We start from the raw sequence: 6,413 nt of genomic DNA, 5'->3' as shown, positions 1-6,413 counted from the left end.
ATCGTGATACGCTGGGATGGATATTTGAATCCGCAGTTTTTGATTGCTGCTCTCACACGCTCTACTGCCTCTCGAATCGCTGAATCCGGCAATCCGATAATCGCGGTTTGAGGCAAGCCATTGGACAAATCAGTCTCAACTTCGATCAGAACGCCATCTATCCCATATAGACACGCTCCATGTAATTTTCCAAACATATCAAAAAGCACCTCTCATCATATTGAAATGTTCCTCTGGGGAATCATTGCCTATATGAAAAAAGGTGCTTCCAAATTTTCATTCATTGAAAAAAATATAATGTTCTAAATTTAGCTCTCAACCCTAATTTCAAATCCTCAACTAAGCTTATCTGACGACAGATTATTTGTCAATTAAGGTTAACTTATCAGCTACTGGAGTACGGGATCTTGATTCCGGGATAACATCAGGATAGCCTGCATATATCATTCCAATTACCTTCTCACCTGGTTGAATTCCCAAGCAATCACGGAACTTAGGCGAATACAAAAATGGTTTTGTCACCCAAAACGTTCCGATTCCTTTGCTCCATGCAGCAAGCATAAAGTTCTGTACAAGCGCGCTGACCGCTGCAAAATCTTCATCCCAAACCGCTTGACGCGGGTCTTCTTCCATCACCACTAAAAGCTGTATCGGGTTGTGTAGAATCCCATTTTCAAACTTGTTATCCTTACCGATATCGGCGGCAATTGCCTCTGCAAGCTTTCTCCGTCCCTCACCAGCAAACAACAGAAAGCGCCACGGTTCACGCATTTTATGATTAGGAGCCCATACCGCGACGTCCAGTAGTTCTTTAATCGTATCTACCGGGATAGAGTCAGATTTGAATCGTTTAATCGTCCGGCGTTCCTGAATTACATCTATGACATGTTCACTAAAGGTATGCTTTGTCACGTAAATCCTCCTTCACAGGTACAACGACTAGATATTCATTATAGAATGAAAATGATAACTATTCTCAATAAAATATACCTGCAGCTTTCCTTTCTGTCAACCTGTACATATGAATTCAGTCCTGCGCTCCAACCTTCGTAAAAGTTCTTACTCTTTTAAAATGCATCTATAAAATGGTCCGTAACCACAGCCGTTTCATCAGATAATCGTACAGAAATCATATCAAAACGAATTGGAGCATCTCCAATTCCGTTCATATGCAAGTATACTGCGGCTGTTTGACGAACCTGGGTGATTTTACGCGGAGTAACTGATTCTGCTGGTGTTCCATATTTGGAGCTACTTCGGCTACGTACTTCAATAAACACGAGTATATGCTCCTGCCTGGCAATCAGATCTATTTCCCCGCTGCGGCATCGCCAATTGCGGTCTAGGATACGATAACCCAGGGTTTCTAAAAACAAAGCTGCAGCCTCTTCTCCCATTGCTCCTTTGGCTTTCCGTTGATCCTTACCTCTCGTCTTCATGTCATACCCCATCACCAGTCATCTCTTGGAGCAAGCCGATCCATTTGATAAATATAGGTTAGCACCTCTGCTACCAACTGATAGAGTTCAGCTGGGATTTGCTCGTCCAAATCAAGTTTGGACAGTACTTCAACCAGCGCAGCATCCTCCTGAACAGGAACGCCATGCTCTTTGGCTTTTTCTAAAATACTGTCCGCAATGCGGCCGCTCCCCTTGGCAACGACAATCGGCGCTTCGCTCTCACCGGGCGTATATTTAAGGGCGACCGCCTTCTTCATGGAAGGTGAAGGAGGTTCCAAGGGCTCTTTCATATTTTAAGATCGACTCCTTTGTACGGCTGAGGCACATAGCTTTGTACCTCGGAAGAGGCAGGGCTACTCTGTTCAGTCCTTACGGGCATAGGCTCGGTTCGCAACGTTAGAAGTTGGTAGCCTAGCGACTCCAGCGCGGTGCGAATGGACTCACGTCCACTGGTTAGCAGCGAAGCCGCCCAATCCTGATCATTATGAAGCTTGAGACTTACAATCCGATCTACAACCTGCACATCCACCAGCGTCGGACCAAGCCCTTTCATGTCCAAATCAAACCAAAGTCGACAGTTGGAGGCATCCAGTTCTCCGCGTTTGCCACGGCGGGACTGAATCTGGATTGTAGCTGTTTCACGACCGTCCGGTCCAATAAACGGTATAAACATATGCACTTGTGCAAAAGGCGCCGTTCGGTCTGTATTGAGCAGCAGCTGCTGGCCTGTCAGGTGCTGTACAACCTGCTGTGCCGCCTCTTTTAAAGCAGGCGGCAGGTCGTCACTGCTCATTAGCTGGAGTAGTGCCCCTTTTACGGTGTCTGCGGCCGCTGACACGGAGTCGTCTGCCGTAGCCGCTAATCCCGGCAGCGTCTGCGGCACTCCCTCGGGCGGCTCTGTACGTGCCGCCGTCCCTTGCGCGAGCTGTGCAGTCGAGCGGTGTACCTGCTGCTCGTGCTCAGCACCGAGTAGCTTCAGCACGCGGCCTACCCACGGATCCTCCATAGGGCTGATCTTCGTGCTCGTCGCCGTAGGCTGTGAAGCGGCAGCATCTGCCGTACGCGAAGCGCCAGCCGCTAGCTGCGCTACCTCTCCCTTGGACTGATCTGGCGCAGCCGTGCTCAGTTCGGGTGGCACTGCTGCACGCAGCTCTTGCAGAAGGAGACGCAGCCGCTGGATCGGAGCCTCTAGCGTAGCAGCGTTGCCCTCCGCGGAGGGCGGCGCAGAGCCAGCTGCTGACTGTGCAGAAGGACGGTCTGCCATGACTACGTTTAAGGCAGACTTCGCCCCCGCAGGCTCTGTCGTGGCCGGAGATGGAGCACCATCGGCATCCTTAAACTGCATACCTGCCGCAGTAGCTTGCTGTGGTTGCTCCACTTTAGTACGGGAGCCGTTTAATGCGTCAGCAGCATCCGATTCAGGCGCATTTGCACCAGCGTCCAATACCACTGTCGCTCCTCGTCCGTTAACTGCTTCCGGCTCTTTTGAGGCAGTCCCGTTGGCTGCAAATGCAGTAGATCCCGCCGGAGTATCCGAATCGGTAGCCAAAACACTCGCTTCGCTCACTGTAGCAGCAAGATTGGCTGCCTGAGTCCCTTTTAACAATTCCTTGCCGCCTGTGGCTTGTTGTCCCGTTTCTGCCTGTTTTGCAGCGGCAGTGCCAGAGGGCTCCTTGGACAATGTAAGAGTTTGGCCTTCCTGTCCATCTGCAATCATCACAGAAGAAGTGCCTGTTGGACTAGCTGACGTTCGGTCAGCGCTTTTTATTGTTGCTTCCCCAACTGAACGGTCAGTGGGCGTTCCCTGCCCTTGCTGCTTTAACACCGCTTCAAGTTCTTGCTCCAACGATGACAACAGATCATTTAAAGGAGGCCCAAACATCGTTTGGCGCAATCCATTTATGCTTTCGGCTGTTAATGGGAGTCCCCGCTGAAAGGCAACTGCCGCTGCCTGTACAAATGTGCCCAATTGCACATTACCGCTTTGCTTCGACAAGGCTTCTTGTAAAGAAGCCGCATTTTCAGATGTCAACGGCACACCATTCTTTTGCATTGCCTGTATAAGCTCTCTGTTCTGAGCTGTATCCGGCAGTCCCACCGATTCCAATACATCTGTCAGCGCTACGGTTTGCTGTGGCATATTGGCAGCATCATTCAGAGGCTTAAGCACAGTCATTCCACTGGAAGAAGCCGGCTGTACCTGAAACGTTGCAGTCTGTCCAGGTTGAAGAGGGGTCTCCAGCTTTGCCCTAACCTGAGAACCCTGTATTTGCAACACTGCCTCGTCGCGGTCCTCAGACACCTTTAATACGACTCCTCTTACGACCTGGCCTGGCTGCATATCAAGTTTTTTCGCCTCTCCCGCCTTCACATCTCCAAGTAATCCACGGAATACAGATCCGATGTTCATATCGCCCCTCCCCTCGCTCTTCCCCTATCAAAAGGGCCTGTAATATTAGATATATTTTATATCGGTATTGTCCTGATTCATAATAAGTACCTACAGATCAAACAACGTCGGTTGCTCGGTTAACAAATTGCCCAGAAAGCTGCGTCTATGCATTTCTGTAGGCCCTAGCGCCAAAATTTGTTCTCTATGCAACTTGGTAGCATAACCTTTATGTATACCAATCCCATATTCCGGATATTTCGCATCCCATTCACCTTTGCATAGCCGATCACGGGTCACCTTGGCAATGATAGAAGCTGCTGCAATAGACTGACTGTTCGCATCCCCCTTAATGATGGATAGCTGGGGAATAGGCACATCTACCTTTTCTGCATCCACAAGTAAATAATCGGGAGACACATGCAAAGCCTCAATAGCCTTTTTCATAGCTAAACGAGCCGCTTGTTTAATATTGATATCATCAATCATCCGCGCGTCTACATGACCAATTCCTACAGCGATTGCCTTCTCCATAATCAGTTCGTAGTAGGCTTCTCTTTTCTTGTCCGTCAATTTTTTGGAATCGTCTACACCTTCCAATAACTCACCTACTGGCAGAATGACTGCTGCCGCCACAACATCTCCAAACAGACATCCACGCCCCACCTCGTCAATACCTGCAATCCGCTCACAAGATTGCTCCCAGCATTTTTTTTCATAGTGTAGCATGTCCTTTACTGCATTCTCTTTAGCTTCCATATTCAATACCTGCCCATCTTTACGTAGTTTAAGCTTCACTCATGCCGTAGCTCTAGCGATTGAATTCAGCTTACCACAGACCTCTACCGTTCAAAACCCTTTTCTATCTACCTTTACATACCAAAAAACCTTCCTCCTCTCCGGAGAGATGAGGAAGGTTCTTCCTTGCCACAAAATGCAATCTTCTGTATCGGGTGTACTAGGATTATCAGTATGGTGCTTCTAAACTGAATCGTCCCAGCTTGCCTGCACGCAGCTCACGCAAAATAATTTTTGACGCCTTTTCGAGATCTACACGCCCGCCACTCACAATACAGCCACGTTTACGTCCGATAGCCTCCATAACGCTCACAACATCATCTGGATTTTCTGTATCCTCAGGACGTTCGGTAAGCTCAAAACGCTCTGCCATGGTATCCCAATAATATTGGACAAAATATTTTGTCGCGAAAAAGGCAATGTCCTCTACATTTAGAATTTCTTCCTTGATCGCGCCTGTAACTGCCAGACGATAGCCGACGTTCTGATCCTCAAATTTAGGCCACAAAATACCTGGTGTATCCAACAACTCAATTTCACCGGTCTTGATCCACTGTTGCGCCTTCGTTACTCCTGGACGATCGCCTGTAGCTGCAATATTACGTCCTGCCATTCGGTTGATCAATGTCGATTTGCCGACATTTGGAATTCCGACAATCAAAGCACGTATAGGACGCGGATTCATTCCCTTCGAAATCTGCCGGTCTATTTTTTCCTTAAGTAACAGCTTGGCCTGAACCGGAATTTCTTTAAGCCCCGTCCCTGTCGTGGCGTCCACCGGAAAGGCCACATGCCCCTGCTTCTTAAAGTAGGCAATCCATTGCTGTGATACTACAGGGTCCGCCAAATCTGCCTTGTTCAAAATAATCATTCGCGGCTTGCCTTGCAAAATATCATCAATCATCGGATTTCGGCTGGAAAGCGGCAACCGAGCATCAATCAGCTCAATAACCAAATCAATCAGCTTTAATTTTGCTTCAATTTGGCGGCGCGCTCTGGTCATGTGACCAGGAAACCATTGAATCGTCACCGTCATCACCCCATTGAGCGTAACCCTTACATTTACCCTTAGGCTCCTAGTTAGGGTTACGGCAGCTATGCTGCTTATTAGTTATTTCTAGTGGTTAATCCACTGCATATCTTTCACCGGCCAAAAAATGACATCAGCCCGGCCAACGACTTCCTTCAAATCAATGTATCCAATCATCCGGCTATCTGTACTATTGGAACGGTTATCGCCCATAACAAAAATATGCCCTTCTGGCACTTTTCCATCCTTAAATTTCTCATTTGGAAAATTGGTAAACTTGTTGTAAAGCTCGCCATTTTGATGTGCTTCTTCCAAAGAAGTCTTGAGATAAGGTTCTTGAATCGGCTTACCATTTACTGTAATCGTGTCACCTTCTACTTTGACCGTATCACCCGCAACGGCGATGACGCGCTTGATGAAGTCTCTCTTTTCTTCCGGGACATGGAACACAATTACTTCACCCGGTTTAGGAGCACGAAAATCATACAAAATCTCATTTACAATGACGCGTTCTCCGGTATGAAAGTTAGGCTGCATCGACGGGCCATCCACAATAAAAGGCTTAAAGAGAAGCCAGCGGATTAAAAAGACAAGCACTAACGCAATAATGATGGCCTTGAGCCACTCAAAAATCTCATTTTTTGGTTTACGCTTGGGCGTACCATCCTGATCAGTTGGCTGCTGTACAGCTCCTTGTCCTACTTCTTGTTCCATAGCTCACTGTCCTCTCTTTACG

The 6,413-nt window shown here is 48.0% G+C and carries 8 protein-coding genes; all 8 read right to left on the bottom strand.

The annotated features are described in order from the left end of the window. On the bottom strand, positions 1-197 hold a 197-nt coding region (locus G9G57_RS24220; protein ID WP_274597717.1), incomplete at its 3' end, for a magnesium chelatase domain-containing protein. Between the two features lie 163 nt (positions 198-360). Next, positions 361-912: a nitroreductase family protein gene (locus G9G57_RS24215; RefSeq protein WP_103042382.1), complete on the bottom strand. Its 552-nt coding sequence runs from the start codon at positions 910-912 to the stop codon at positions 361-363. 155 nt (positions 913-1,067) lie between these two features. After that, complete coding sequence (locus G9G57_RS24210; RefSeq protein ID WP_017427917.1) at positions 1,068-1,451, bottom strand: YraN family protein; 384 nt, start codon at positions 1,449-1,451, stop codon at positions 1,068-1,070. Then, complete coding sequence (locus tag G9G57_RS24205; RefSeq protein WP_016819285.1) at positions 1,451-1,750, bottom strand: EscU/YscU/HrcU family type III secretion system export apparatus switch protein; 300 nt, start codon at positions 1,748-1,750, stop codon at positions 1,451-1,453. Before G9G57_RS24205 ends, G9G57_RS24210 begins: the two co-directional genes overlap by 1 nt. Then, complete coding sequence (locus tag G9G57_RS24200; protein WP_164965644.1) at positions 1,747-3,870, bottom strand: DNA ligase; 2,124 nt, start codon at positions 3,868-3,870, stop codon at positions 1,747-1,749. Before G9G57_RS24200 ends, G9G57_RS24205 begins: the two co-directional genes overlap by 4 nt. Before the next feature lie 90 nt (positions 3,871-3,960). Then, positions 3,961-4,608: a ribonuclease HII gene (locus G9G57_RS24195; protein ID WP_080561206.1), complete on the bottom strand. Its 648-nt coding sequence runs from the start codon at positions 4,606-4,608 to the stop codon at positions 3,961-3,963. Between the two features lie 208 nt (positions 4,609-4,816). Continuing rightward, positions 4,817-5,677, bottom strand: a complete 861-nt coding sequence (gene ylqF / locus G9G57_RS24190) for a ribosome biogenesis GTPase YlqF (RefSeq protein WP_044785701.1) — start codon at positions 5,675-5,677, stop codon at positions 4,817-4,819. A gap of 87 nt (positions 5,678-5,764) precedes the next feature. Further along, positions 5,765-6,391, bottom strand: coding sequence for a signal peptidase I (gene lepB, locus G9G57_RS24185; protein WP_016819281.1), 627 nt, complete (start codon positions 6,389-6,391; stop codon positions 5,765-5,767). Positions 6,392-6,413: the final 22 nt, after the last annotated feature.

The organism is Paenibacillus sp. EKM211P (assembly GCF_011066175.1).
GTDB classification, from domain to species: domain Bacteria; phylum Bacillota; class Bacilli; order Paenibacillales; family Paenibacillaceae; genus Paenibacillus; species Paenibacillus polymyxa.
This window is presented reverse-complemented; position numbering and strand designations above follow the sequence as displayed.